Origin of the sequence: Rhodococcus sp. NyZ502, assembly GCF_041464245.1 — a bacterium.
GTDB lineage: Bacteria > Actinomycetota > Actinomycetes > Mycobacteriales > Mycobacteriaceae > Rhodococcus_F > Rhodococcus_F qingshengii.
Genome location: NZ_CP167155.1, coordinates 3,870,541 through 3,897,029 on the forward strand (window position 1 = coordinate 3,870,541; position 26,489 = coordinate 3,897,029).

21 protein-coding genes are annotated in these 26,489 nt (G+C 63.6%); 8 read left to right on the plus strand and 13 right to left on the minus strand.

The features are described 5' to 3' along the window. Positions 1–27: 27 nt before the first annotated feature. The 5 genes from ACBG85_RS17845 (at position 28) to ACBG85_RS17865 (ending at position 5,470) form a co-directional block, all read left to right on the plus strand. Positions 28–2,127 carry a DEAD/DEAH box helicase gene (locus ACBG85_RS17845; protein WP_030536630.1) on the plus strand — a complete coding sequence of 700 codons (2,100 nt, stop codon included), beginning with the start codon at positions 28–30 and terminating at the stop codon, positions 2,125–2,127. A 160-nt stretch (positions 2,128–2,287) separates the two neighbouring features. Then, positions 2,288–2,803 (plus strand): diaminobutyrate acetyltransferase, encoded by a 516-nt coding sequence (ectA, locus tag ACBG85_RS17850; protein ID WP_003944572.1) that lies wholly within the window; start codon positions 2,288–2,290, stop codon positions 2,801–2,803. 48 nt (positions 2,804–2,851) lie between these two features. Then, positions 2,852–4,114: a diaminobutyrate--2-oxoglutarate transaminase gene (gene ectB / locus ACBG85_RS17855; protein WP_003944528.1), complete on the plus strand. Its 1,263-nt coding sequence runs from the start codon at positions 2,852–2,854 to the stop codon at positions 4,112–4,114. A gap of 15 nt (positions 4,115–4,129) precedes the next feature. After that, positions 4,130–4,528: an ectoine synthase gene (locus tag ACBG85_RS17860; protein WP_003944463.1), complete on the plus strand. Its 399-nt coding sequence runs from the start codon at positions 4,130–4,132 to the stop codon at positions 4,526–4,528. A 9-nt stretch (positions 4,529–4,537) separates the two neighbouring features. Then, a complete protein-coding gene (locus tag ACBG85_RS17865) occupies positions 4,538–5,470 on the plus strand; it encodes a D-isomer specific 2-hydroxyacid dehydrogenase family protein (protein WP_050654639.1) in 933 nt (310 codons plus the stop codon). Between the two features lie 44 nt (positions 5,471–5,514). Here ACBG85_RS17865 and ACBG85_RS17870 read toward each other — a convergent pair whose 3' ends face one another. Further along, positions 5,515–6,036, minus strand: coding sequence for a VOC family protein (locus ACBG85_RS17870; protein WP_081305478.1), 522 nt, complete (start codon positions 6,034–6,036; stop codon positions 5,515–5,517). Positions 6,037–6,086: 50 nt separating this feature from the next. Between ACBG85_RS17870 and ACBG85_RS17875 the strand changes: the two genes are divergently transcribed. Continuing rightward, positions 6,087–6,944 carry an NAD-dependent protein deacetylase gene (locus ACBG85_RS17875; protein WP_042450219.1) on the plus strand — a complete coding sequence of 286 codons (858 nt, stop codon included), beginning with the start codon at positions 6,087–6,089 and terminating at the stop codon, positions 6,942–6,944. Here ACBG85_RS17875 and proB read toward each other — a convergent pair. From proB to ACBG85_RS17920, 9 genes are all read right to left on the minus strand, one after another. Further along, positions 6,917–8,020, minus strand: a complete 1,104-nt coding sequence (gene proB, locus ACBG85_RS17880) for a glutamate 5-kinase (protein ID WP_003944552.1) — start codon at positions 8,018–8,020, stop codon at positions 6,917–6,919. The genes ACBG85_RS17875 and proB overlap by 28 nt on opposite strands. Before the next feature lie 44 nt (positions 8,021–8,064). Then, positions 8,065–9,516, minus strand: coding sequence for a GTPase ObgE (obgE, locus tag ACBG85_RS17885; protein WP_003944579.1), 1,452 nt, complete (start codon positions 9,514–9,516; stop codon positions 8,065–8,067). Between the two features lie 231 nt (positions 9,517–9,747). After that, positions 9,748–10,017 carry a 50S ribosomal protein L27 gene (rpmA, locus tag ACBG85_RS17890; RefSeq protein ID WP_003944532.1) on the minus strand — a complete coding sequence of 90 codons (270 nt, stop codon included), beginning with the start codon at positions 10,015–10,017 and terminating at the stop codon, positions 9,748–9,750. A 42-nt stretch (positions 10,018–10,059) separates the two neighbouring features. Further along, positions 10,060–10,371: a 50S ribosomal protein L21 gene (rplU, locus tag ACBG85_RS17895; RefSeq protein ID WP_003944533.1), complete on the minus strand. Its 312-nt coding sequence runs from the start codon at positions 10,369–10,371 to the stop codon at positions 10,060–10,062. A 319-nt stretch (positions 10,372–10,690) separates the two neighbouring features. Beyond that, positions 10,691–13,939 (minus strand): translation initiation factor IF-2 N-terminal domain-containing protein, encoded by a 3,249-nt coding sequence (locus ACBG85_RS17900; RefSeq protein ID WP_372024188.1) that lies wholly within the window; start codon positions 13,937–13,939, stop codon positions 10,691–10,693. A 448-nt stretch (positions 13,940–14,387) separates the two neighbouring features. Next, positions 14,388–14,807, minus strand: a complete 420-nt coding sequence (gene ndk / locus ACBG85_RS17905; protein WP_003944527.1) for a nucleoside-diphosphate kinase — start codon at positions 14,805–14,807, stop codon at positions 14,388–14,390. 18 nt (positions 14,808–14,825) lie between these two features. Continuing rightward, positions 14,826–15,266 carry a DUF4233 domain-containing protein gene (locus ACBG85_RS17910; protein ID WP_003944448.1) on the minus strand — a complete coding sequence of 147 codons (441 nt, stop codon included), beginning with the start codon at positions 15,264–15,266 and terminating at the stop codon, positions 14,826–14,828. After that, positions 15,263–16,702: a folylpolyglutamate synthase/dihydrofolate synthase family protein gene (locus ACBG85_RS17915; RefSeq protein WP_030536635.1), complete on the minus strand. Its 1,440-nt coding sequence runs from the start codon at positions 16,700–16,702 to the stop codon at positions 15,263–15,265. Before ACBG85_RS17915 ends, ACBG85_RS17910 begins: the two co-directional genes overlap by 4 nt. Continuing rightward, positions 16,699–19,380: a valine--tRNA ligase gene (locus ACBG85_RS17920; RefSeq protein WP_039973213.1), complete on the minus strand. Its 2,682-nt coding sequence runs from the start codon at positions 19,378–19,380 to the stop codon at positions 16,699–16,701. Before ACBG85_RS17920 ends, ACBG85_RS17915 begins: the two co-directional genes overlap by 4 nt. Positions 19,381–19,552: 172 nt before the next feature. Here ACBG85_RS17920 and ACBG85_RS17925 point away from each other — a divergent pair, with 172 nt between their 5' ends. Then, complete coding sequence (locus ACBG85_RS17925) at positions 19,553–20,254, plus strand: hypothetical protein (protein WP_019749074.1); 702 nt, start codon at positions 19,553–19,555, stop codon at positions 20,252–20,254. Positions 20,255–20,325: 71 nt separating this feature from the next. On the opposite strand, the gene ACBG85_RS17930 is transcribed toward ACBG85_RS17925, so the two are convergent. The 3 genes from ACBG85_RS17930 to ACBG85_RS17940 all read right to left on the minus strand — a co-directional run bounded on the left by ACBG85_RS17930 (position 20,326) and on the right by ACBG85_RS17940 (position 24,057). Continuing rightward, entirely contained in the window at positions 20,326–22,359 is a 2,034-nt protein-coding gene (locus tag ACBG85_RS17930; protein ID WP_030536637.1) for a S9 family peptidase, read from the minus strand. 12 nt (positions 22,360–22,371) lie between these two features. Next, positions 22,372–22,986 (minus strand): GNAT family N-acetyltransferase, encoded by a 615-nt coding sequence (locus tag ACBG85_RS17935; protein WP_372024190.1) that lies wholly within the window; start codon positions 22,984–22,986, stop codon positions 22,372–22,374. Between the two features lie 63 nt (positions 22,987–23,049). Next, on the minus strand, positions 23,050–24,057 hold the full coding sequence (locus tag ACBG85_RS17940) for an iron-siderophore ABC transporter substrate-binding protein (protein ID WP_030536639.1): 1,008 nt from the start codon (positions 24,055–24,057) through the stop codon (positions 23,050–23,052). Positions 24,058–24,178: 121 nt separating this feature from the next. Here ACBG85_RS17940 and ACBG85_RS17945 point away from each other — a divergent pair, with 121 nt between their 5' ends. Further along, positions 24,179–26,488 carry an FdhF/YdeP family oxidoreductase gene (locus tag ACBG85_RS17945; protein ID WP_372024192.1) on the plus strand — a complete coding sequence of 770 codons (2,310 nt, stop codon included), beginning with the start codon at positions 24,179–24,181 and terminating at the stop codon, positions 26,486–26,488. The last annotated feature ends 1 nt before the right edge of the window (position 26,489 follow it).

Genomic DNA, 26,489 nt, shown 5'->3' on the forward strand with positions numbered 1-26,489 from the left:
TCGGCAGGGTCGTGCACCATGGGGTCCATGACCACCGCCACTGCCCCAGCCATGCGCGACGAAGCCGAGCGGCTGCTCCGCGAACTCGCGGGGCCGGATGCCCGGCTACGCGAGGACCAGTGGACGGCCATCGAGGCGCTGGTGGTGCAGCGCAAACGCGCGCTCGTCGTACAGCGGACCGGCTGGGGCAAATCTGCGGTCTACTTCATCTCGGCGAAGCTGCTCCGGGCAACGGGCCACGGCCCCACCGTCATCGTCTCTCCGTTGTTGGCCCTGATGCGAAACCAGGTCAGTTCTGCCGAACGTGCCGGAGTGCGCGCCGCAACCATCAATTCGGGCAACGTCACCGAATGGGACGACATCCATGCCCGCGTCGCAGCCAATGATCTCGACGTCCTTCTGGTCAGCCCCGAGCGCCTGAACAACCCTGACTTCCGCGATCAGGTGCTCCCGGCCCTGGCAGCTGATGCCGGCTTGGTAGTGGTCGACGAGGCTCACTGCGTTTCCGACTGGGGCCACGACTTCCGTCCCGACTACCGCCGCATCAGGACCTTGATCGCCGAACTCGGCGAGGGCATTCCCGTCCTCGCAACCACGGCGACGGCCAACAACCGCGTCGTCGAGGACGTGTCCGCCCAACTCGGCGTCGGCGGTGAGGAAACCCTCGTCCTTCGCGGCGGGCTCGAACGCGAGTCGCTTCACCTCTCTGTAGTCCACATTCCGGAGGCGACGGCGCGCGCTGCCTGGCTTGCCGACATGCTCGAGACGCTGCCGGGATCGGGCATCATCTACACGCTGACGGTTTCGGCCGCGCGCGACCTCGCAAGCCTGCTCTCCGAGCGCGGCCATACTGTCGCCGCCTACACGGGCCAGACCGATCCCACTGAACGTGAATCTCTCGAGCAGGACTTGTTGGGTAATCGCGTCAAGGCTCTGGTGGCCACCTCGGCACTCGGGATGGGCTTCGACAAGCCTGATCTCGGGTTCGTCGTCCACCTCGGCGCACCGTCGTCGCCGATCTCGTACTACCAGCAGGTGGGCCGCGCCGGTCGTTCCACCGACAGGGCAGACGTGATCCTCCTGCCTGGCGCCGAGGACAAGCAGATCTGGAGTTACTTCGCCTCGGTCGCCTTCCCCCGCGAGCACCTGGTCCGCAGCGTCATCGAACACCTCGACACCGAAAAGGCTACGTCGACACCGGCACTCGAACCTCTGGTGGAGCTCAATCGCACGCGTCTCGAGATGGTCCTCAAAGTCCTCGACGTCGACGGCGCGGTCAAACGCGTCAAGGGCGGGTGGATCAGCACCGGCGAACCCTGGGTGTACGACGCCGAGCGCTACGGCCGACTCGACGACGCTCGCCAGGCCGAGCAGGCCGCAATGGTCGAGTACCAGAGCATCACGACGTGTCGAATGACCTTCCTGCGTGAACAACTCGACGATCCTGGTCTGACCTCGGAGAACTCACAGTGCGGTCGCTGTGACAACTGCACAGGCAATCGCTACGACACCACTGTCGACACCGCTGCCCTCGACGAGACTCGGGCGCGCTTGCAGCGCCCCGGATTCGACCTGGAGCCGCGCAAGATGTGGCCGACCGGCCTGAGCAAGCTGGGCGTCAAGCTGTCCGGGAAGATCACCGAGGGGCCCGAAACTGGGCGCATTCTCGGACGGATGTCGGACCTGGGCTGGGGTCAACGTCTCCGCGCGCTTTTCGACGGTCCCGACGCCGAGGTACCCGATGCGGTGGTCAGCGCGTGTATCAGCGTTCTGGCGGCCTGGAATTGGGCCGAGCGCCCCACCGGTGTCATGGCCCTCGAATCCACGACGCATCCGTTGCTGGTGTCGAGCCTGGCTGCCAAGCTGGCCGAGGTCGGGCGATTGACCGACCTGGGCACCCTTCGCTTGCGCCCCGACCACCCTCCGGTGTCGGCAGCGAACTCCGCCTATCGCGTGTCCGGACTGGTCGATGTTTGGGAAGTCCCGGACATGAGCATCCACCAGGGACCGATACTACTTGTCGACGCAATCGCCGATACCGGTTGGACTTTCACGATGGCCGCACGCGCACTTCGACAGGCTGGTGCTCACTCTGTACTTCCGTTGGCGCTCGCAAGCCCGAAATAGCGAGTTTTTGCCCGAAATAGTCGCTCCGACAACGGCAAAAGTTACATAATGTGAGCACCATCACATTCATGTCCTCACCTGGGGCGCAACGGGTTCCACACGGCCCGAAACGGACATCTGCATGACTTCGACAGCAATGATTGTTACGTTCAGATGACCGATGAAGCCTGTTGATACGAGAGCTATCCCGACCACCGCGCCGGACGCGGTGTTGTTCAGAAGCCCACAGATCGATGACGGAGTCCGGCTCTGGGAGATCGCACGTGATTCGAAGGTGCTCGACCTCAATTCGAGTTATGCATACCTGTTGTGGTGCAGGGATTTCAGCGCGACGTCCATCGTCGCGGAGGTAGACGGCCGCGTAGTCGGATTCGTTTCCGGTTATACCCGTCCCAGCGCTCAGGAAACCCTGTTCGTGTGGCAAGTTGCGGTCGACGAAGACCAGCGCGGCAAGGCAATTGCTGCCCGCATGCTGTCCGACTTGATGGATCGCACTGCCCCACTGGGTGTTACACATCTGGAGACCACGATCAGCCCCGACAACGAGGCTTCGATCGCACTCTTCACCGCGCTCGCACGTCGGCGCGAAGTACCGATAACCAGGCAGACCTTGTTCTCGCCCAACGATTTTCCCGATGGACACGAAGCCGAAGATCTTTACACGATCGGCGCCTAGCGCACTTCGCGCTCGGCATACAGCATGCCCCGGAGGAACAAAGAAGATATGAATATCAACGAAGCAAGCATTTTCGAAACCCTCGAGTCCGAGGTTCGCAGCTACTGCCGTGACTGGCCCGCAGTGTTCACCAGCGCATCCGGATCCTGGATTCGTGACGAGAACGGACGCGACTACCTCGATTTCTTCGCCGGCGCCGGCGCACTCAACTACGGTCACAACAACCCGGTGCTCAAGTCCGCACTGGTCGACTACATCATGAACGACGGCATCACGCACGGCCTCGACATGTCCACTGTCGCCAAACGCGAATTCCTCGAGACCTTTCAGCGCAACATCCTCGAGCCACGCGGACTGGACTACAAGGTCCAGTTCCCCGGCCCGACCGGCTCGAACACCGTCGAGGCTGCATTGAAGCTGGCTCGCAAGGTCACCGGACGTTCGGCAGTCATCAACTTCACCAACGCATTTCACGGAATGACACTTGGTGCACTCTCCGTGACCGGTAACTCGATGAAGCGCGCGGGCGCCGGTGTCCCCCTCGTGCACACGACACCGATGCCCTTCGACAACTACTTCGACGGCGTCACCGAGGACTTCCAGTGGTTCTCCCGCGTTCTCGATGATTCCGGCAGTGGAATCAACCGCCCCGCGGCAGTGATCGTCGAAACCGTGCAGGGTGAAGGTGGCGTCAATGTCGCTCGCCCCGAATGGCTTCGGGCGCTGGCAACACTGTGCTCGGATCGCGGAATCCTGTTGATCGTCGACGACGTCCAGATGGGTTGCGGCCGTACCGGCCCGTTCTTCTCCTTCGAAGAGGCCGGAATCGTTCCCGACATCGTCACGTTGTCCAAGTCGATCAGCGGCTACGGAATGCCGATGGCGCTCACGCTGTTCAAGCGTGAACTCGACGTCTGGGGACCGGGCGAGCACAACGGCACATTCCGCGGCAACAACCCGGCGTTCGTCACCTCCAAGGTGGCACTCGACCACTACTGGTCCGACGACGCCCTCACCAAGACGACGCTGAAGAAGGGCGCACGCATCAGCGAATGCTTCGCCAACCTCTCCGATCAGTTCCCCGGCGAGGTCTCGCACCGCGGGCGTGGCTTGGTTCAGGGCCTCGTCTTCGAACAGCCCGAGCGCGCCGGCAAGGTCTGCCAGTTGGCATTCGACGAGGGATTGCTCGCCGAGACCTCCGGACCCTCCGACCAGGTTGTGAAACTGCTTCCCGCACTGACGATTACCGACGACGAGCTCGAGCACGGCCTCTCCATTCTGGCCGAGGCGACACTCAAGGTCTGCAGCTAGAGGAAGGACTCTCCCATGATCGTTCGCACCACCACCGAGATCACCGACACCGACCGCGACATCACGAGTGAGGACGGAAACTGGCGCAGCAAGCGCATCGTCCTCGGCGGCGACCGCGTCGGGTTCTCGTTCCACGAGACCACCATCAAGGCGGGTTCGGTCAACGAGTTCCATTACGCCAACCACGTCGAGGCTGTCTGGCTCGTCGAGGGCACCGGCAAGCTGATCGACCTCGACAACAACAAGGAATACGATCTCGCACCGGGGTCGATGTACCTGCTCAACGGCCACGAGCGTCACCGCGTCGAGCCGGACACGCAGATGCGCATGCTGTGCGTGTTCAATCCGCCGGTCACCGGGCGTGAGGTGCACGACGAGAACGGTGTCTACCCACTGGTGGAGGTCCCCGCGTAGCGTCTAGTCATGGCGACTGACACCTCTCCACGCGTAGCGATCGGCCCCGTCCCCGATGCACTGCTCGACAGCGCGGTGCTTCGGGGCGGTGGTCTGATCAGTCCGATCGACACTGCGGACGCCCTGATCTGGGCGGGCTCACCCGAGACCTTTCCGTCGGAGTTACCGGCGTCGGTCAGGTGGGTGCAGCTTCCGTCGGCGGGAATCGAGGATTGGTTCGACTCCGGTGTGATTCCGAGGGACACAGAAATCACGTGGACCTCGGCGGCCGGTGCGTTTTCGGCGTCGGTGGCCGAGCATGCACTCATGCTTCTCTTGGCCGGAGTTCGCCACTTGCCTGCACACATCGAGGCTCGAACGTGGCGTCAGTTCGAGTTCTTTCCCAAGATCGGCACCCTTCGTGGCTCGACGGTTGCGATCATCGGCGCAGGCGGTATCGGCCGCGCGCTGATTCCGATGCTGGCCGCGCAGGGGGCGGACAGCATCGCAGTCAATCGTTCCGGTAGCCCGGTCCCCGGGGCGATCTCGACGCACCCCGCATCCAGGATGGATGAAATCTATTCTCGCGCAGATCACTTCGTGATTGCTGCGCCCGCCACCCCGGCCACCCGTCACCTCGTGGGCCGTGCGCAGTTGGCGGCGATGCAACCCCATTCCTGGGTGATCAATGTCGCGCGCGGATCACTGGTCGACACCGACGCACTGGTCGAGGCCATCGAGTCGGAACAGATCGGCGGCGCCGGTCTCGACGTCACCGATCCCGAACCCCTCCCGGACGGTCACCCACTGTGGGATCTGACGAATGCGATCATCACACCCCACGATTCCAATCCGCCAGGCGTTCGCCCCGCCGCGTTCGCGGATCACGTCTCCAAGAACGTGACCCGCTTCGCGAAGGGTGAGGCGCTGGCTGCCCTCGTGGACCCCGTAGCCGGATACTGAGCACGCCGCCGAAGCTCGAATGCTCGGACGACGGTTGCCACAAATTACTGTGACGACTGCGTCTCCGGAAAGAAAAGCGCCCGCGCCCGGCGAGCGACCTCTTCGGCAGGTACATCCTCGACCTTCGTGCATACTGCCCACCTGTGGCCGAACGGATCGAGAAACACTCCATGCCGGTCGCCCGAAAATGTATCGGCCACAGCCGTGACCAGCGTGCCTCCCTCGGCGACTGCCCGAGCGACAAACTCGTCCGTGTCCTCGGTGTAGACGACGATCGACGAATGCACCCAGCCGTCCTGCGGTGATTTGAGACCGAAGTCCGGCATCTCCTGCGAAAGCTGCAGCATCGAATCGCCGATCCGGATCTCCGCATGCATGAGGGAGCCGTCAGGTGCGTTCATCGCATCGACTATCTCAGCTCCAAGTGCTCGTTTGTAGTAGTCGAGTGCGGCATGGCCGTCCGGCACCGCAAGGTAGGGAGTGATCGTGCGGTAACCAGCAGGGATCGGGTTCACTGTGTTCATGTGTACGAGTATTGGCGATCGCACACGTGTTCTATTGAACATTTCGGACTTCCTCCGCGCCTCCGTCTCGCACACGCGCCTATCCTGGAACGGTGCCTACCGACAACAGCCGCCTCGACGCCCTCCCCGAGCTCCTGGCCGGCCGTCGCCTGGCAGTTCTGACAGGCGCCGGCATCTCGACAGACTCCGGAATCCCGGACTACCGCGGCCCTGATTCGCCACCGCGCAATCCGATGACGTTCCAGCAGTTCATCGGCGATCCGGCGTTTCGGCGGCACTACTGGGCGCGCAACCACATCGGCTGGCGATACATGGACAGCTCCCGCCCCAACCAGGGCCACCGGGCCGTCGCGGCACTGGAACGAACAGGGCGAGCCGTCGGCGTGATCACCCAGAACGTCGACCTCCTGCACACCAAGGCCGGCGCGCGAAACGTCATCGACCTCCACGGCACCTACGCGCAGGTTCGATGCCTGAGCTGCCAGCGGCTGATCTCCCGTACCACTCTCGCGGAGAGACTGGAAGAAGCCAATCCTGGATTCGCCGAAACAGTCGCTGCTGCAACAGGAGTCGAAATCGCACCCGACGCAGATGCCGTGATCGAATCCACCGCACACTTTCGCGTCGTGGATTGCGCCGTGTGCGGTGGCTTACTCAAACCGGACATCGTCTACTTCGGCGAATCCGTCCCCAAGGAACGCGTCGCCCGTGCGTACAGCCTCGTCGACCAATCCGACGCACTGTTGGTAGCCGGGTCGTCGTTGACCGTGATGTCCGGCCTACGTTTCGTCCGGCATGCCGCCAAGACCGGGAAGCCGATCGCCATCGTCAATCGAGGCACGACTCGCGGCGACGAATTCGCCGACCTCAAGCTCGAAGTCGGTTGCGCTGAAGCACTTTCCGCCCTCGTCGAGCACGAAAGCTACAGCGCCACCAAGTCGTCCGCGTGAACCACAGGACGCTGCATGTCGGCCGGTAGATCGGTGGTGGAGCGCCCCAGGATCTCCTCGATCTCCGCAGCGTCGAACGCAACGACACCCCGGGCGACGGGCTTCTCCCCCGGCCCCATCAGGGACACGACGTCGCCGGCGTGGAAGTCACCGGATACACCGACGATGCCAGCGGACAGAAGGCTTCGACGCTTGGACACGACCGCGCGGACGGCGCCTTCGTCGAGGTGGAGGTCACCCGATGTGTCAGCGGCGTGACGAACCCAGAATCGGCGGGCCGACAATCGCGTCGGCCGGGGCGCAAATGCCGTTCCGACATCGGCACCACTGAGTGCCTGCGCAGCGTCCGATGCTGCCGCGAGCAGAACTGGCACGCCGGAATCAGCGGCCAGGCGTGCTGCTGAGAGCTTCGACGCCATGCCTCCGGTACCGAGGGCGCCACCCGAACCGGCAACCACACCGTCGAGATCCTCGGGACTGTTGACCTCGGGAATCAGTGTGGCATCGCCCTTTCGGGGATCCCCGTCGTACAGTCCGTCCACATCCGACAACAGGATCAACGCGTCGGCGCCGACCAGATGAGCAACCAGAGCAGCCAGCCGATCGTTGTCACCGAATCGAAGTTCGGTGGTGGCAACGGTGTCGTTCTCGTTCACGATCGCCACCGCGTGCAATGCCCGTAGACGATCGAGTGTCCGTTGGGCGTTGCGGTGCTGCGTCCGTCGAGCGATGTCGTCAGCCGTGAGTAGAACCTGCCCGACGGTACGGCCGTAACGGGCGAACGACGTACCCCAGGCGTGAGCCAGAGCCAACTGACCGACGCTGGCCGCAGCCTGCTTGGTCGCGAGATCCCGCGGTCGCTTGGTCAGTCCCAGCGGCGCCAGTCCGGCCCCGACGGCACCGGACGAGACGACGACGACATCGGAACCCGCACGCATGCGAGCCTCGATGGCATCGGCCAACAGATCGAGTCGGTGAGTATCGAGTCCCGCCACCAGACTGGTGAGCGCAGACGACCCGATCTTCACGACGATACTGTGAGCCGACGCTATCGACTCCCTGGTGGACCCGAGCACAGTCCCGTTCCCTCTCTTCGGTTTTCGTCCTGAAATCGCGTGGGTCAGGCGTCTTCGTCGAGCAAGCCGCGGCGGACACGACGCGCGTGCTTGCGCTCGTCCGCGCCGATGCGCTCCACCTGATCGAGACGCGGGTCGGTTCCACGGCCCGTGCGGGTCAGATCGATACCGGCCGGCGTCATCGGCTCCCACTCGAAGCTGACGTCACCGATGGTGACGGAAGCTCCTGGCTGAGCGCCCTTCTTGACCAATGCGTCCTCGACGCCCAATCGAGCAAGACGGTCGGCGAGGTAACCAACGGCCTCGTCGTTGTCGAAGGCGGTCTGACGAATCCACCGCTCCGGGCGGGTGCCTCGGACGACGAACCCACCGGGAATATCGGGATCCTTCTCGATGGTGAAGCTGGAATCCTTGACCTTGACCGGGCGAATGACCTGGCGCTTCGGCTCGGGCTTCGGATGAGCTTCGCGGTAGTCGCGGACCATCTTCGCCAGCGCGAATGTCAACGGTCGCAATCCTTCTCGGCTCACCGCCGAGATGGTGAAGACCGGCCATCCGCGAGCTTCGATCTCAGGCGTGACCATTTCGGCCAATTCGGCGGCCTCGGGAACGTCGGTCTTGTTGAGGATGACGACGCGCGGGCGCTTGTCGAGGTCACCGAGTCCCGAATCGCCGGAGAGCGCAGGCGTGTACGCAGCCAGCTCTGCTTCCAAGGCGTCGATGTCGGAGATCGGGTCACGTCCCGGATCGAGGGTGGCGCAGTCGATCACGTGCGCCAATACGGCGCAGCGTTCGATGTGGCGCAGGAAGTCCAGGCCCAAACCGCGGCCTTCGCTGGCACCGGGGATCAGCCCTGGCACGTCGGCGACGGTGAAGGTGGTGTCGCCGCTCGAGACGACGCCGAGGTTGGGGACCAGAGTGGTGAAGGGGTAGTCGGCGATCTTCGGCTTGGCCGCAGAGAGAACGGACACAAGCGAAGACTTACCGGCGGAGGGGAATCCGAGCAGACCGACGTCGGCTACCGACTTGAGTTCGAGAACCAGGTCACGCTCGACACCGTCCTCACCGAGGAGTGCGAAACCGGGAGCTTTGCGGGCTTTCGACGCCAGCGCTGCGTTGCCGAGTCCGCCGCGGCCGCCCTGAGCGGCGTCGAAGCGTGAACCGACTCCCACGAGGTCGGCAAGCACGTTGCCGTCGGTATCGAGAACCACAGTTCCATCCGGAACCTTGAGGATGAGGTCTTCACCGTTTGCACCCTCGCGGTTGCTGCCGGCGCCCTGCTTGCCGTTGGTCGCCTTCGCGTTGGGATGGAAGTGAAAGTCGAGGAGGGTGTGGATGTTCTCGTCGACCACGAGGATGACGTCGCCACCGCGACCTCCGTTGGCACCGTCCGGACCGCCGAGCGGTTTGAACTTCTCGCGGTGTACGGAGGCGCAACCATTGCCGCCTTTTCCAGCGCTGACGTGCAGCACAACACGGTCAATGAATCGGGACATGACTGCCGGATCCTTCCTCAGTCAATTGCGGGTCTCACGCGATGAGCTGAACTTCTGGTGAGCAGGGTTGCTCGGGGCAAAACGGGTACTGCTTAAACAAACGATAGGGGCGGACCGGGTTATTTCAACCCTGGTCCGCCCCTATCGGGAGCTTGGAACGCGTCACTCTCTTACCGAAAGCAGAACCGGCTTACCGAAGTAGAACCGATGACGCACAACTAGCGAGAAAGACTAGACCTCAGCCGCAACGACGGCCGGAACGATGTTCACGGTCTTGCGTCCACGCTTCTGGCCGAACTCGACTGCGCCGGCAGCGAGAGCGAACAGGGTGTCGTCGCCGCCACGGCCGACGTTGACGCCGGGGTGGAAGTGCGTGCCGCGCTGGCGAACCAGGATTTCGCCTGCGCTGACCGACTGGCCGCCGAAGCGCTTCACGCCGAGGCGCTGGGCGTTTGAATCGCGACCGTTACGGGAGCTGGATGCACCCTTCTTATGTGCCATGCTATTGACCCTCCTCGGGTGAAATTAGCTAGAAAGAACTGGTTACTTGATGCCCGTGACCTTGAGCACCGTGATCGGCTGCCTGTGGCCCTGACGCTTGTGGTAACCGGTCTTGTTCTTGAACTTGTGGATGCGGATCTTCGGGCCCTTGGTGTGCTCGACGATCTCACTGGTGACTGCGACCTTGGCCAGCTTGGCCGCGTCGGTGGTCAGGTCAGATCCGTCGACCACGAGAACGGGAGCAAGCGAGACAGCAGTGCCGGGCTCACCCTCGATCTTCTCGACCTTGACGAGGTCACCAACAGCGACCTTGTACTGCTTTCCGCCGGTCTTGACGATCGCGTACGTTGCCATCGGAGGGCTACCCCTTGCTTCTTCGAACTTGCTCGCGCTGCTGCCTGAGGCTTCAAATGCATCGCGACTGGTCTGGTTTATGTCACCTCGGCTCGGCACTGACGTACCGGGACATTCACGCGCACTCTAGGCACACGGAATCTCTACCGCCGGGTGGCGACCCTCCAAGGTTACGGGAAAGCAACCGTCAGGGTCAAACCGCCCCGCCGAGGGGTGGTGCTTACTACTCTGTACTGCTTCTACCAGCTGAAACTTCGGATAACGGTTGGATGTCCTCGCTCATCGCGAAGTCATCCAACCGACCGAAAGCCAGTAGTTCTTACTCTCCGTCTACCGGAGGCCCTGCGGGACGTGCTGCTGCACGCCTGCGACGGGGTCGCTTGACGACGACAACTTCTTCCTCAGCCGGAGCTTCGGTGGCCGGAGCCGGAACGTTTTCCACGACCGCTTCTGTCACGGGTTCCGGAGTCGGAATCACGAAGACCGTGCCCACCTCGGGAGCTGCCTCGGCAACCGGTGCCGACGCTGCCCGCGACGCCCGGCGACTACGCCGACGACCGCGCGGAGCTGCTTCGGTCGAAGCTGCGGCCGACTCGTTGTCCACTGCGGATACTTCTTCCGCAGCAGAGTCCACAACAGGAACGTCATGGTGCTCAGCAGCAGCAGGAGTATCGATCGGCCGATCTTGTTGCCGATCGGCACTTTTGGATGCATCGTCCCCCGAAGACACACCGGCGGAATCAGACTCGGTCGAGTCGGCCGCGACGGTCTCGTCGTCGTCGTGGTGATGCGAGGCCATCGCCAATGCCACCGGATGAGCCCGCTTGACCGTCGCGTCGACGGCCGGAACCTCCGGCGCCGGAGCTTCCTGTCCGTTGGACTCGGTCGAAGCCGACTTGTCTCCGCGGCCACGCTTGTTCTTGCGCGAGGTACCGGAATCACTGCGCTGCGAGCCCGAACGCGATCCTCCGTCGTCCGAGGACTTCACCTCGACGGGCTCGGAATGGACGATGATGCCGCGGCCGTGGCAGTGCTCACAGGTGGTCGAGAAGGCCTCGACCAATCCGGTGCCCAACTTCTTGCGCGTCATCTGCACGAGCCCGAGTGACGTGACCTCCGACACCTGATGGCGCGTGCGATCGCGACCCAGGCATTCGGTGAGCCGACGCAGGACCAGGTCCCGGTTCGATTCGAGAACCATGTCGATGAAGTCGACGACGATCATTCCGCCGATGTCCCGCAGGCGCATCTGGCGAACGATCTCCTCGGCCGCTTCGAGGTTGTTACGGGTGACGGTCTCTTCGAGGTTTCCGCCGGCTCCGGTGAACTTGCCTGTGTTGACGTCGACGACGGTCATGGCCTCGGTGCGGTCGATCACCAGGGTGCCGCCGGACGGCAGCCACACCTTGCGATCGAGTGCCTTGGCCAACTGCTCGTCGATACGGCGAGCGGCGAAGACGTCGATACCGTTGTTCGGCGTGTACTTCTCGAGCCGCGGAAGCAGGTCGGGCGCAACGGAGTTGATGTAGTTCTCGACCGTCGTATGCGCCTTCTCGCCCTCGATGACCAGCTTGGAGAAGTCCTCGTTGAACAGATCGCGAATGACCTTGACCAGCATGTCAGGCTCTTCGTACAGCGCCTGCGGGTTGCCGGACTTACCGGTGTCCGCAGCCGCGGCCTGCTCCTCGATGCCGGCCCACTGAGCCTGCAGACGAGTCACGTCGCGCGCCAACTCTTCTTCGCTGACGCCCTCGGACGCCGTGCGAATGATCACGCCGGCGTCGGCGGGAACGATGTCGCGCAAGATTTCCTTGAGACGCTTGCGCTCGGTGTCCGGAAGCTTGCGGCTGATACCCGTGGACGTACCACCGGGCACGTAGACGAGGAAACGACCGGCAAGCGAAATCTGTGTCGTCAGTCGAGCACCCTTGTGGCCGACCGGATCCTTGCTGACCTGAACGAGCACCTGATCGCCAGGCTTGAGAGCCTGCTCGATCTTGCGCGAGTTGCCACCGAGACCGGCAGCCTCCCAGTTGACCTCACCGGCGTAGAGAACACCGTTGCGGCCACGTCCGATGTCGATGAACGCAGCTTCCATGCTGGGGAGCACGTTCTGGACACGTCCGAGGTACACGTTGCCGACCATCGACGCGGACGCCGAGTTGGTGACGAAGTGCTCGACCAGCACTCCGTCTTCGAGGACTGCTACCTGTGTAGTCGCATGCGGCTGACCGCTGTCTGCCCGATCGCGCACGACCATGACGCGATCGACGGCCTCACGACGCGCGAGGAACTCCGACTCGGTCAGGATCGGTGGGCGACGTCGGCCGGCGTCACGACCGTCGCGGCGACGCTGACGCTTCGCTTCCAGACGTGTCGAACCACTGATGCCCTGGACCTCGTCCTTGACGCGGGTCTTGTTGCGAGGTTCGCGCTCGTGAACGACGGTGTTCGGCGGATCGTCCTCGGACGTCGCAGTCGCGTCGGTGGCGCCGTCGGTGCCGGTCTTGCGACGACGACGACGGCGGCGACGGCGGCTCGATCCGTCGGCATCGAGATCGGAATCGTCGGCATTCTCGGAATCCGCATCAGCGGTGGACTCGGACTTATCACCGGATTCTTCGCCGGCAGCATCGTCGGTTTGCTTCTCGACTGCCGCAGGGGCAGATTCCTGCTCCGATTCGGTAGCGGTATCCGACTCTTCGTCCGACCCCTGCTCGCCACCCTGTTCACCGCGACCACGTCCACGTCCACGGCGTCCACGACGACGGCGACGCGGCTGATCGTCGTCCTCGTCCTCGGACTCGGCGCTCTCGCCCTCGGTTTGCGGTGCGGTCACAGCCGGCTCTTCGACGGCAGGAACTGCAACCGGCGCTGCCTCGGGAACGACGGTTTCGGCTTCCGCGGTTGTCTGCTTCTCTTCGACGACCGCCGGTGCAGCAGGCTCGCGGCGTGCGCGACGGCGACGCGGAGCTACCTCGGCGGCTTCGAGATCCGGCTGCAGGAACAGCGGGACCTGCGGCGCGGCGGGAGCCACCTCGGGCTGATGGGTCTGCGGTGCTTCGAAGGAAGTGAACAGATCGGACTGCTCGGCTTCCTTGCTCGGCAGCGCAGCTGCGGCGTCGAGTCCAGCGCTGATCTCGGCGACAGCCGGATCCACTGTTTCTTCTGCTGCAGGTTCTTCGACGACGACCTTTTTGCGAGTGCGACGAGCCCTGACAGGCTTCTCGGCCGGAGCCTCTGCAACAGGAGCAGCCTCCACGGGAGCTTCTGCAGCAGGCTCCTCGGCAACCGGCGCCTCGACAACCGGGTCGATGAGGGTGTCGAGCTCGGCGACGACGGGCTCGATGGCCTCGGCCGCGGAAGTCAACGAGGCATGAATCCGCTGAGCGACGTCACGGTGGAGACTCGACTGCGCGCTGCGCAATTCGGTACCGAGCGCTGCGGCTTCGGCAAGGACCTGCTTGCTGGTGACGCCGAGCAACTTCGCCAGCGCGTGTACGCGCATCTTGTCGGGAAATTCCGGGGTGGTGCTGGAATCTGATTCGGTTGGGGATTGATCGGCCACGTAAGTCTCCTCAGCCCCCGGGCGCGTCCAACCCAGAAGTCGAGTTGTCACGCGGCCACGCGGGAGCGTGCTGTGTGTACTCGCACTCAGAAGTGAGTACGAGATTGTAAGGTCTCGCTCCGCATGGTCCGCAATGCCCGTTATTCACTGCGAGCACATGAAGTGCCTGGCTGGATGGCCGTTGTCCTGTGCGCGAGCGCCTGATCATCCAGCGTGCAGAGGTCCAGGGATTTCCTGTTGACCTGGAGCAGCGATGAAAGGGCATCGAACCTAGGTGTCATCCGGTTGAACGTGCGTAAAACAAATTGCGGTTCAACTGAAAGCAGTATCCCACACCAACGCGCCTGCAACTGCAAAGGGCGCACCGATGTGGGATACGTGCCGAGAATTCGCTGTGGAGATGTGGGCCGAAGGCCCGTTCATGTGGGCCAGAGGCCCGATCGGAGATTCAGATGGACGACAGCGCGGGGAACCACAGAGCGATTTCACGCTCTGCCGACTCCACGGAGTCGCTGCCGTGAACGAGGTTCTGCTGCGCTTCGAGTCCGAAGTCGCCGCGGATCGTACCCGGAAGAGCCTTGTCGACCGGGTCGGTTCCGCCGGCCAACTGACGGAAAGCAGCGATGGCTCGGGGGCCTTCGAGCACTGCGGCCACCAGCGGACCGGAGGTGATGAACTCCAACAAGCTCGGGTAGAACGGACGCTCGGCGTGTTCTGCGTAGTGGCTACCAGCCACCTCTTCGGAAGCTACGCGGAGGTCGAGTGCTGCAATTGTCAGGCCTTTGCGCTCGATACGGCTGAGGATTTCTCCTACGTATCCACGGGCAACGGCGTCGGGCTTGATAAGTACGAGGGTGCGCTCAGTCACAGCGGACAGCCTAAATGGTCAGTCCCGCTGACCGGGAAGCAGGCCCTTGTCCATCCGGCGCTTGATGTCTCTCTGCAGGTAGACGAGGTATCCCCAGACGATCCCGAAGGTGATCGCCACACCGGCGATCGACGGGTGGACGAAGAAACCGAACAGAAGAATCACCTGCAGCGCGACGTTGAACCCCATCGCCCACGGCTTGCCCTGGATGCCCGCACCCAGAATCATCAGTACCGCCAACCCGATGATGAATCCCGCGGAGGCCGCGGTGAGGCCTCCGCCGACGACCGCGACAACCGGCAAAGCCAGCAGCACGACGATCGCCTCGAGGATCAGGGTTCCGGCCATCACTCCGCGGAAGCTTTTCCACGGGTCCTTGGTCGGCGGCCCGAACTCGCCGGCAGTGTCTCCGGGCTCGTGGTCTCCGGACTCGGGATTGGCATCTGACGGGGTACTCACGCGGGGTCCTTTCCGAACAGCGTGCGGGCGGCGCCTGCGGTCACGACGGATCCCGTCACCACCACACCCGCCCCTGATACGGCCTCACCGGGTTCGGCGACCTGCTCGGCGATTTCGATCGCGACTTCCAAGGCGTCGGCAAGCACCGGCGCAACGACGACGCGCTCGTCGCCGAACTTCGCGACGGCGATGTTCGCCAGTTCTTCGACGTCCATCGCCCGGGGTGACCCGTTGTGGGTGACGACGATCTCGTCGAAGACGGATTCGAATGCAGTCAAGATGGCGTCGACGTCCTTGTCCGCCATGACGCTGACCACTCCCACGAGCTTGCGGAAGTCGAACTCGGCGGACAGTGCGGCCGCGAGAGCGCGAGCACCGTCTGGATTGTGGGCGGCGTCGAGAAAGACCGTCGGCGCACTCCGAACACGTTCGAGGCGACCGGGATTGACGACCGAGGCGAACCCGTTGCGGATTGCATCCTGATCCAGTTGTCGATCCGGACCGGCACCGAAGAACGCTTCTACGGCAGCGAGCGCGAGCGCGGCGTTGCGCGCCTGATGCTCACCGTGAAGGGGGAGGAAGATGTCGGTGTACACACCGCTCAAGCCTTGAAGTTCGAGCTGCTGTCCGCCCACCGCGATCTGGCGAGCAAGCACCTTGAACTCCGAGCCTTCACGAGCGACCGCGGCCTCCACCTCGACAGCACGCCGCAGCAATACCTCCATGACTTCGGGAGTCTGCTCGGCGATGATCGCGACGGTGTCCACCGGAACCAGGTCCTCGCGGCCCTTCTTGATGATCCCGGCCTTCTCCTCCGCGATCCCGGCCAGGTCGGTGCCCAGGTACTCGGCGTGATCGAGGCTGATCGGGGTGATCACCGCAACCTGCCCGTCGATCACGTTGGTGGCGTCCCAGCGTCCGCCGAGGCCGACCTCGACCACGGCGACGTCGACCGGCGCCTCCGCGAAGGCCGCATAGGCCATGGCGGTGAGCACTTCGAACTTGCTCATCGCCGGTCCCCCGGCTTCCTCCGACTGTGCGTCGATCATCTGCACGTACGGCTCGATCTCGCGGAACGTGTCCACGTAGAGCCGCGGCGAGATCGGATGACCGTCGATGCTGATCCGCTCGGTCGCGATCTGCAGATGAGGGCTGGTGGTTCGCCCGGTGCGACGATGCAGAGCCGTCATCAACGAATCGATCATGCGCGTCACCGACGTCTTACCGTTGGTTCCCGTGACGTGCACCGACGGATAGTTGTGCTGAGGCGAGCCCAGGACATCCATGAGCGCCTCGATACGAGTCAGTGACGGCTCGATCTTGGTCTCGGGCCAACGTTTGTCGAGTTCTGCTTCCACCAGCGCCAGTTCGGCGATGTCGACCGGAGTCGGAACCGAACTCTGAGCGTCGAATTGGGACGGTTCGTACGAACTCACTTGTCGGCCAACTCCTTCAGACGTCCCGTGATGCGCTCGATCTCTTCGACGGCGATCTGGCGACGTGTCTTGATCTTGTCGACGACGGCGTCGGGCGCCTTCGCCAGGAAGGCCTCGTTCGCCAGCTTGTTGTCAGCGGTGACGAGCTCCTTCTGCGCTGCCGCGAGGTCCTTTTCGAGCCGCTTCTTCTCCGCGCCGAGGTCGATGGTGCCCGAGGTGTCGATGTCGACAGTGACGGTGCCCTGGCTCAGGCGCACCTCGACGGAGATCGACGCGGTGAATCCCTCTTCGGGTTCGGTCAGCTTGGCCAGCGCCGCCACGTAGGCGAACTGGCCGTCCATGCCGGCCTCCGAGAGCCCGGACGCACGAGCCGGGACCTTCTGGGAAGGCTTGAGTCCCTGATCGTTTCGGAATCGTCGCACCTCGGTGATCAGCTTCTGCGTGTCTTCGATCCTGGTTGCGGCCTGGGCGTCGACTGCCTCACCGGACAACGTGGGCCATTCGGCGACGACGACGGACTCGCCGCCGGTGAGCACCTTCCACAGGGTTTCGGTCACGAACGGAATGACCGGGTGCAGGAGGCGGAGCAGTGCATCGAGAACGTTGCCGAGCACGGCGCGGGTGTTCGCGGCGACGGCCTCGTCGGCGGCGAACTGCACCTTGGCGAGTTCGAGGTACCAGTCACAGACCTCGTCCCACGCGAAGTGGAACAGGCCTTCGCACGCCTTGCTGAACTCGTAGCGATCGAATGCGGCGTCCGCCTCGGCCTGGACCGTGTCGAGACGGTCGAGGATCCAACGATCGGCGTCGGTCAGTTCGCTTCGAGCGGGCAACGGCGCGGGAGCAGCGCCGTTCATCAGAGCGAACTTGGTCGCGTTGAACAACTTGGTCGCGAAGTTGCGCGAGGACTGCGCCGAATCCTCACCGACGGACAGGTCGCTGCCCGGGTTGGCGCCGCGTGCAAGTGTGAATCGCAGGGCGTCGGCGCCGAAACGATCGACCCAGTCGAGTGGGTCGATACCGTTGCCGCGAGACTTCGACATCTTCTTGCCGTACTGATCGCGGACCAGTCCGTGCAGGAACACGTCCTTGAACGGCATCTGCGCGCCGGACTTACCCGGACCGGCGGTGATCGACTCGTCCTCGGACACGTAGGTGCCGAACATCATCATGCGGGCGACCCAGAAGAACAGGATGTCGTAGCCGGTGACGAGAACGCTGGTGGGATAGAACTTTTCGAGTTCGGGCGTATTGTCCGGCCAGCCCATCGTCGAGAAGGGCCACAGTCCGGAGGAGAACCAGGTATCGAGGACGTCGGGATCCTGGACCCAGCCTTCCGGCGCCGTTTCGTCAGGACCGAAGCACGCAACTTCACCCTCGGGGCCGTACCAGACCGGAATGCGGTGACCCCACCAGAGCTGACGGGAAATGCACCAGTCATGCATGTTGTCGACCCAGTCGAACCAGCGTGGCTCCTGGCTCGCCGGGTGAATGACGGTGTCCCCGTTGCGAACCGCGTCACCCGCAGCCTTGGCGAGCGTCTCGACCTTGACCCACCACTGCAACGAGAGACGAGGCTCGATGGCCTCGCCACTGCGCTCGGAGTGCCCGACGCTGTGCAGGTACGGGCGCTTCTCGGCGACGACGCGTCCCTGCTCGGCGAGAGCTTCGCGAACCTTGACGCGAGCCTCGAAGCGGTCCATTCCGTCGAATTCGGTTCCGGTGTCGGCAATCTTGCCGGTCTTGTCCATGATGGTGGGCATCGGCAGGTTGTGCCGCAGGCCCATCTCGAAGTCGTTGGGATCGTGAGCCGGCGTGATCTTCACAGCGCCGGTTCCGAACTCGGGGTCGACGTAGTCGTCGGCGATGATCGGGATCTGACGCCCGGTGAACGGATGATCGAGAGTGGTGCCGATGAGGTGCTTGTAGCGCTCGTCCTCGGGATGGACCGCTACTGCGGTGTCACCGAGCATTGTCTCGACGCGAGTGGTCGCGACGATGACGTGCGGCTCGTTGTCGTCGAGCGAGCCGTAGCGCAGGGAAACCAGCTCACCCTCGACGTCCTCGAACTTCACCTCGATGTCGGAGATCGCGGTCTGCAGCACCGGCGACCAGTTCACGAGACGCTCGGCGCGGTAGATCAGGCCCTCGTCGAACATGCGTTTGAAGACTGTCTGGACTGCGCGGGAGAGGCCCTCGTCCATCGTGAAACGATCACGACTCCAGTCGACGCCGTCACCGATGCGCCGCATCTGGCCACCGATGGTTCCACCGGATTCGCGCTTCCAGTCCCAGACCTTGTCGATGAACAGCTCGCGGCCGAAATCTTCCTTGGTCTTTCCGTCGGCAGCGAGTTGCTTCTCGACGACGGACTGCGTGGCGATACCGGCGTGGTCCATGCCTGGCAGCCACAGCACCTCGTAGCCCTGCATCCGCTTGCGACGGCTGAGCACGTCCATGAGGGTGTGATCCAGGGCATGGCCCATGTGCAGGCTGCCGGTGACGTTCGGGGGCGGCAGCACGATGGAGTAGCCGGGCTTGTCGCTGGTCGCGTCGGCCTGGAAGTACCCGGCGTCTACCCAGCCTTGATACAGATCGGCCTCTACCGCGCTGGGGTCCCAGCTCTTGGGTAGGGCGTCGGCGGGGGTCTGGGGGTTCTCTGGAGCTGCACTGGTCACCACTTGATCCTAATGACTCCCCCGTCGTGAACGAATTCGCCCGTCGGCCGCCGCAGCGCACACGAACGACTGCCCCGCAGTCCGGGGTCAGCCGAACAAACGATATTCACCGATCCGCTCCGCTGACAGGATCGCTCTGAAGGACGACCGACCAACGACCTGTGGAGCAAATATGTTGAACAACTGGAGTTCTCGCCGTCCCGGCGTTCGAACCTTGGCGGCGGCCGCGACGATCGGAGCGGCGGTTGCCCTCGTGCTTCCGGCGACTGCGTCTGCTGCCCCCGGCATCGAAGAAAGTGTGCAAGGAAGCATCGACAGTGGCAGCGCCACGATCAACGGAAGCGTCGGCGATATCGGGAACGACATCGCAAACGGCATCGCCAGCGGCAGCGTGGGTGACATCGTCGGCGGGATCGCCACTGGGAACCTCAACGACGTCCTCGGCGGCCTGAACGCCGGCTCGACCAGCGCGACGGACATCGTCAACGGCCTGGCCAGTGGCAACGTCAGGGACATTCTCAGTGGCCTGGCCAGCGGCAGCGGCGGCGGCGGATCATTTGCGCCCACGCAGCGCTGCGACGCCTCGACCGTCTCGGGCGGCGCAGGAATCACCAGCACCAAGCACGAACTCGGCCGCGGTGGCCCGACCTCGTTCGTGCTCGGCTACGAGACCGAAAACGTCCCGGACCTGATCGAGGTGTACTACGAAGGTCGGTTGATCCACAGCACCGGATACATCGGCGACAACATCAACGAGGGAACTGGTTCAGCTGTCGTCAACGTGCCCGCCGGTGGGGCGTCGTCCGTTCTGGTTCGCGTCACGGGCCCTGACCACACCGAGTGGTCGTACACCGTTCGTTGCCCCGGCGCCTGATTCCGGTCCGGATCCACGCGAAGACGCTCGTGCCTCGTTCGGTGTTTCATCCGAACGAGGCACGCGCGGGTTCAGCCCAGAATCTCCGGTAGCGCGACATCTTCGCCGAGAACGTGCTCGGAGAGGAACGCGGTGACCACCTCGTACCAGATCTTGGTGTGCTGCGGCTTGAGCACCCAATGATTCTCGTCGGGGAAGTAGAGGAAGCGATGGTCCGTTTTCCCGTCGTCGTCGGCGGGCAGACCTGACTCGGCAAGCAGTTCGTACCAGAGTCGCAAGCCCTCACCGATCGGAACCCGGTAGTCCTTGTCGCCATGGATGACCAGCATCGGAGTCGTGATGTCCGCGACGTACAGATGCGGCGAATTCTCGACGGCCATCTCAGGCGACATCTCGCGCTGCCAGTACCAGGCAGCGTCCGTCGTCGGGCCGAATTGATCGAGTGCCCACAGACTCGCGTGGGTGACGATGGCGTCGAAACGGTTGGTATGTCCGGCAATCCAGTTGGCCATGTAACCACCGAACGAACCACCCATCGCGCCTGTTCGCTTGGGGTCGATCTCGGGCTGGGCGACAGCAGCATCGGTGATCGCCATCAGATCGGTGAAGGGCGCCTTGCCCCACTGACCCCACCCCCGCTGGACGAAGTCCTGGCCGTATCCGGTCGAGAGCGCGGGATCTGGTAGCAGTACTGCATAGCCCTTGGCGACGAGCAGCCACGGATTCCACCGCCAGGACCAGGTGTTCCACGAACCGAGTGGGCCGCCGTGGACCCAGAGAAGCAATGGCACCGGTGCATGCGGCGCGGCGCCCGTCGGCAGCGCCAACCAGCTACGCACCGTCGAACCGTCCTCGGCACGCGCGGTGATCTCGGTCAGTGTTCCCGGCAGCTCCGGCAAAGTGTCGGGCCCACGAAGTGCGGTGATCTCACCTGATCGCAGATCGACCCGCACCACGTGCGGGGGCGCTTCGTACGAGGCTCGCAACGCGTAGATCGACTCACCGTCCGGCGCCACTCGAACGTCGGTGTACGCCGCGTCGTCGGCTGTCAGGCGCACTGGTTGGCCCCACAGGTCGATGGTGAAGATCGGACCGCGGCCGCCGTCGTCAGCGGTGACGACCAGCCCGGATCCGTCGGGTAGCCAGGCAAGTGAGGTAGGCCAGCGATCCCAGCCGTCGGCGACGCCGGTCACGGCACCGGATCCGAAGTCGTAGAGCTGCAGAGTCATTCGTGGTGCGGACTCCGGTGTGGTGAGTGTCTCCCGGATGAACGCGAGCTTGGTTCCGTCCGGCGAGAGCACCGGGTTGTAGACGTCCGCGTCGGCCTCGTCGACAAGCGTGACTCGGTCACCGGTCACCGTGTCGATCCGAACCAACGTCGATCGGCGGGCGGCACTCGCATCGCCGACAGTCCACGTGGTCACGACGAAGAGACCGTCGTCGGAAATCGTGGTCGACGTCTCCCGCAGCGCTGCGCCTGCCGTCGGTGTGATGTCCCGCAACTCGACGGATTCCTTCGAATCCGTCTCGGCCACAACCAGATGCGGATGATCGGGGCCCAGGTCGTGGTCCCAGTGGCGCACCGGATAACCGGTGTGCAGCATCGCCGTGACTTTCTTGTCCTTGCGCGCCGATCGCACCTGATCGTCCTGGTCGAGGCTGATCGCCGAAGCCATGACCGACGTCTGGGCCACGAACGTCGGCGCCGCCTTCGCCGCTGATACCGACGAGACACCACCGGGACGCGAGATCAGCAGCTGAGCTTCTCCGCCCGCCGCTGGTAGGCGCCAGAGTGCTGGTTGCGGATCACTCTCGCCCGGCACGGCTCGCGTGGCAGTGAAGAGCACGTCGCCGTCGAACGCGAAGGCAGCACCGGACTCGCTGGTCGAACCCCAGGTCAACCGACGCGCAGGACGCCGGCCTTCCGGGTCGATCTCCCACAACGAGGACACGTATTCGGCGCTCTTGTCGTCGAGAACGGCGCGCGCGCAGATCAGCAGCGAGCCGTCAGGTGACAACACCAGGCCGGACAACCTGGCCAGAGCGATGTAGTCGTCGAGTTCGTCGAACGGTGTGCCTGCGTGGAGCTCGGGAATCTGGGTCACCACTAGTTCGTATCACGCGCCCCGCGGTTGACGCATCATTGCGTAGATCGTCGGCCCGCCGCCTGGCATGACGATGTCACGGGTCACTTCGAAACCGAAGCGGTTGTAGTACGGGATGTTCGATTCCTTGCTGCTCTCGAGGTAAGCGTCGACATGTTGACGGTCACAACGCTCCAACCGAGAGTTCAGCAGCGCTTTGCCGTATCCCCCACCGCGCGCCGCGCTGCCGGTCCCGACGGTCGCGAGATACCAGTGCGGCGAATTCGGGTGTGCTCCTTCGAGAACGGAGCTGACCTCGGCCGCGTGTCGTAGGCCCCTGCCGAAGACACGCACCATTGCGGGCAGGCTCACGAGCCCGGAAATCCACGACTGCTTCCACCGCCCCGGCGGATCCCACAGAGTTGCCCCGCCGATCAGGCCGTTGTCGTCGGTGACCACCTCGACGCCGCCCCCGGCGAGGTGGTGGTAACGAGCTTCTGCGGCAAACAGTTTCGTCAGGCGATCAGCCCTGGTGGCCTCGTCCGGCAACATCCACGCCATCAAGGGATCATCTTCGAACGCCTCGGCCAACACTGCCGACAGTGCCGGAATATCGGATCGGACAGCCGGCCGTACGTGTACACCCATGAGGCGAGAGTACCGCCGACTGTCCGAATCACTGGACTTTGAACAGCGCTGTCCTTGAACCGATCAGACGAGCAAGCCCGCAATCCGCGGCGGAATCTGTTCGAGCGCGTACGGCAAGCTCAGTACGGTGCTCCACGTCATGGCTTCGGCAGCAGCGTCTTCCAGAATGATCGCGCGGCCGTCCTTCACGACGTCGAGTTCCTGGTAGATCGGGGTCTTGTCCAGCTCCGCGCGAAGCTTGTCGCCGTAGCCGCCACCGGCGTACCAGACGAGTACGTCGACGTCCGCGAGCGAGAGTTGCTCGGTGCTGATCTCGGCGAAGTTACCCGTGATCTGATCGGTGACAGGCGGATTCACGAATCCGAGTTCGGTGAAGAACCGCACCTTCGGGTCTTCCGGTCCGTAGACCCCGAACTGCCCCGGCCCCTTCAACGCGCCGACCAGAACGGTCTTGCCGGCAAACGCCGGATTGGCCGTCTTCACGTCGGCGAACTTCTGGTCGACGCCGGCGATCAGCTCGGTGGCCTTACCCTGCTGCCCCAACGCTTCGCCGATGATGGTCGTCTGGTTCTGCCAGGGGATTCCGTAATCCGCGAACTCCTTGGGCTGCGCCACCGTCGGCGCAATGGCACTGAGTTTGTCGTATTGCGCCTGAGTGAGCCCGGAGTAGGTGCCGACAATGAGGTCGGGTGTCGTGGCAGCGACCTTCTCCATCTGAATGGTGGTGCCCGCAGTTCCGATGATCTCGGGAGTCGCCCCGTTCAGCAGCGGCTGCGCCCAGGGCCACACTCCGTAGGGGTAATCGCCGTACCAGTCGAAGGTTCCGACCAAGGTCCCACCGAGCGCCAGGATCGCATCTTGATCGTTGTATCCGACACTGACGATCCGCTGCGGATCCTTGGGCAACTCCGTAGCCCCGAACTTGTGGGTGATCGATTCCGCAGAGTCACCGCTGGGAGGTGTGTCCTCGTCGTTCGAACTGGAGCAGGCTGCGGCGAATGCCAGCAACGCTCCCGACGTGCCGATCAGAAATCCGCGCCGGGTCAGCCGACCTGCGTCCGTTCGATCCATGTTCCTACCCCTTAAAGTCTGCTGGTTCGGTAGGTAAGGCTAGCCGATGAAAGCTTCATTCCGGCTAGTTCGACCGGCCCATTCGATGGCAGTACCGCGCCGTTCGGGCCACTATGGAGACATGACGCGCCAGGGCCCCTCGAAGGACATCGACGAATCGGATCTCGAAGTCACGCACCCCAAGGACTACGCCGCCGGAGTTCCGGCCGTTCTGGTGTCGCTGCAACGAGGAATCGAGCAGATGGGAGCCTTGCGGACCGCCCGAACGCTCACCAGACTCAACCAGCGACACGGCTTCGACTGCCCGGGGTGTGCGTGGCCGGAGACTCCCGGACATCGCAAGCCCGCCGAATTCTGCGAGAACGGAGCGAAGGCTGTTGCCGAGGAAGCAACGCTTCGCACCGTCACACCCGAATTCTTCGCGGAGCACTCGATCGCCGATCTCGAAGGCAAGACCGACTACTGGCTCGGACAGCAGGGGCGACTGACGCACCCGATGGTCCTGACGCCGGGAGCAACCCATTACCGGCCGATCGACTGGGACGGCGCGTACGCACTGATCGCCGAACATCTGAACGGCCTCGCATCGCCGGACGAAGCGGTGTTCTACACCTCCGGTCGCACGTCCAACGAAGCCGCGTTTCTCTACCAGTTGATGATTCGCAGCTACGGCACCAACAACATGCCCGACTGTTCCAACATGTGTCACGAGTCGTCCGGAAGCGCACTGACCGAATCCATCGGCATCGGCAAAGGCTCGGTGACGGTTCCCGACCTCGAGAACGCCGATCTCATCCTCATCGCCGGACAGAACCCCGGCACCAACCACCCTCGAATGCTCTCGACGCTGGAGAAGGCAAAGAGCAACGGCGCCAAGATCATTGCCATCAATCCTCTACCCGAGGCGGGATTGCGCAGGTTCAAGGATCCACAGAAGGTGTCCGGCGTGATCGGGCACGGAGTCGACATCGCGGACGAGTTCCTGCAGATCCGGCTGGGCGGCGACATGGCGCTGTTCCAAGGCCTGGGGAAGCTGCTGCTCGAGCAGGAAGATCGCGCTCCCGGGACGGTCGTCGACCGCGCTTTCGTCGACCGGTACTGCGCCGGTTGGGACGAATACGAGAAGCACATCCGCGCGGTCGATCTCGACACGGTACTCGAGGCAACGGGTCTGTCGATGGCACAGCTCGAGGAAACGGCTGCCGCACTTGCCCGATCCGAGCGAACCGTCACCTGCTGGGCCATGGGGATCACTCAGCACACACACGGAGTCGCCACCATCGAAGAAGCAGTCAACCTGCTGCTCATGCGTGGAATGATGGGCAAACCCGGTGCCGGCGTTTGTCCGGTGCGAGGACACTCCAATGTCCAGGGTGACCGCACGATGGGCATCTGGGAAAAGATGCCGGAAGAGTTCCTGGCCGCGCTCGATACCGAGTTCTCGATCTCGAGTCCCCGCAAGCACGGATGGGACACCGTCGACGCGATCCGCGCCATGAACGCAGGCAAGGCAAGCTTCTTCATGGCGATGGGCGGCAACTTCATCCAGGCAAGCCCGGACACCGCAGCGACTGAAACAGCGTTGCGTCAATGCGAACTCACCGTGCAGGTGTCCACCAAGCTGAACCGCAGTCACGTGGTCCACGGGCAGACCGCGATCATCCTCCCCACCCTCGGACGCACCGACCTCGACGTCCAAGCCGGCGGAAAGCAGCTTGTCTCCGTGGAGGATTCGATGTCCATGGTGCACCTGTCGCGCGGACGCCTCACACCGGTCAGCCCCTACCTGCGTAGCGAAGTCGCCATCATCTGCCAACTCGCCCGCGAACTACTCGGCAACGATCACTCCGTCCGCTGGTCGGCCTTCGAGGGCAACTACGATCTGATCCGCGATTCCATCTCACGGGTAGTGCCAGGCTGCGAAAACTACAACTCCCGCGTTCGAGAGCCAGACGGATTCCAACTCCCCCACCCGCCGCGTGACTCGCGTGAGTTCCGCACGCAAACCGGCAAAGCCAACTTCGGCGTGAACGACCTGCACTGGATACCCACTCCGAGTGGGCGCCTGATTCTGCAGACGATGCGCAGCCACGACCAGTACAACACCACGATCTACGGCCTCGACGACAGATACCGCGGCATCAAGGGCGGACGCAAAGTCATCCTCGTCAACGCCGAAGACATCACCGCGCTCGGATTCCGTGACGGCGATCTCGTCGACATCGTGTCCGAGTGGACAACACCCGACGGCACACTCGAAGAGCGTCGGGTCACGGAATTCCGCATCGTCTCCTACGACACCCCGCGCGGCAATGCTGCGGCGTACTACCCGGAGACAAATCCGCTCGTTCCCCTCGAACACGTTGCGGCCAAGTCGAACACGCCGGTGTCGAAGGCCGTCACCGTTCGACTCGAAGCATCGGGCGCCTGAG